The 1,182-nt window shown below is 59.8% G+C and carries 1 pseudogene; it reads right to left on the bottom strand.

Annotated features, from left to right (window positions below):
• Positions 1–936 (bottom strand): annotated as a pseudogene (locus A6M56_RS10215) (hypothetical protein); the annotation flags it as partial.
• Positions 937–1,182: the final 246 nt, after the last annotated feature.

Consider the following 1,182-nt stretch of genomic DNA (forward strand, 5'->3'; position numbering starts at 1 on the left):
GTCTTGCAGGTTGTAGAAGCCGACGTTGGTGTCGCCTGCCGACACCGTGACGTTAGGCAACTTGCCTTCGGGGTTGAGCAGCATGCTTTTGGCTTGGGCATCGCTCGCGATCTCGTGAAACACCAGCCGCCGCACTGCCTGCAGTGACAGGGTGCGCTCGCCAATAATCATTTCTGGAAAGACGCGCGTACCGCGCACGGTCCTACCCCTGTCGTCTTTGTGCAGCGTGACCCAGTAGTCGCGCATGCGTTCTTCGGCATGGGCGGCGTCGTAGGCGAGGATGCTGGGCGCGGGCATGCCCATGGCCTTTTGCTCTTCAAGAAGGTCTTTCTGGCCCGTACTGGGGTGAGTGTCGTCAAGGTAGGTTGGCGTGTTCAACCACTCGCGCGGCAAGCCAAAGAACACGTTCGGGTCGAAGTAGTTAGGGCGGCTGGTACCCCGCTTGAGGGAATAGAAGTAGTTCGGGTTTTCCAAATAGTCGTTGAAGGTGAGCAGCGGGGCGGTAATCAATTTGCTCAATGCCGACTCAAATCTGTCGCGCTTTACATGTGGAAAATCCTCCAATCGTTCATGGCGCGACAAGCCGAGCGTCAGCTGCCCCACTGCATCGCCCAGCTTGAAGCGCTTCGCCTGCAGGTCGTCGTCATTGGGCTGTGCGAGCCCTTGTGCCCACAGCAGATTCCATTGGGTCGGGTAGTCCCGCCACATCAGCGGGTTAAGCCATTGCACCCCCAGCAGGACTGCGGCGGGGGCCTGGCCCTGATCACCTTGTTGTGCTGGCGCCTGCATGCGCGGCCAGGCGATGGGTTGGCGGTAGTAGGTTTTATTGGTCGGCATCTGAACTCCGGATTGACAGGCAGAAAGCAACAGGCAGGCGGCTGCGAGCACGTGGGTGGCGGCACGCCGATAAGCGAGGAGATGCAATGAATCGCGCATGTGGTTTCCTCAGGCGTAACGTGGTCCGTCTGGCGACGTGTGGTGGGCATCGTTCTCGTGTTGAGGCAAGGAACCGTTGTCGTAGACCACTTCTTCGCTGTAGTAAGCGAACTCGCTGTGCCTCTTGGTGGGGTGCCCTGACATAGCCTGTCGGAGGTGCAGATGTGCAAATGCATGCACCGTCAATTCCCCGTCCGCTCCCCAAACCAAGCCCAGTACGCCCGGTTCTCGCCTCGTGCGCGCGGC

This window comes from Ralstonia sp. RL (assembly GCF_001683835.1).
Classification (GTDB): domain Bacteria; phylum Pseudomonadota; class Gammaproteobacteria; order Burkholderiales; family Burkholderiaceae; genus Ralstonia; species Ralstonia mannitolilytica.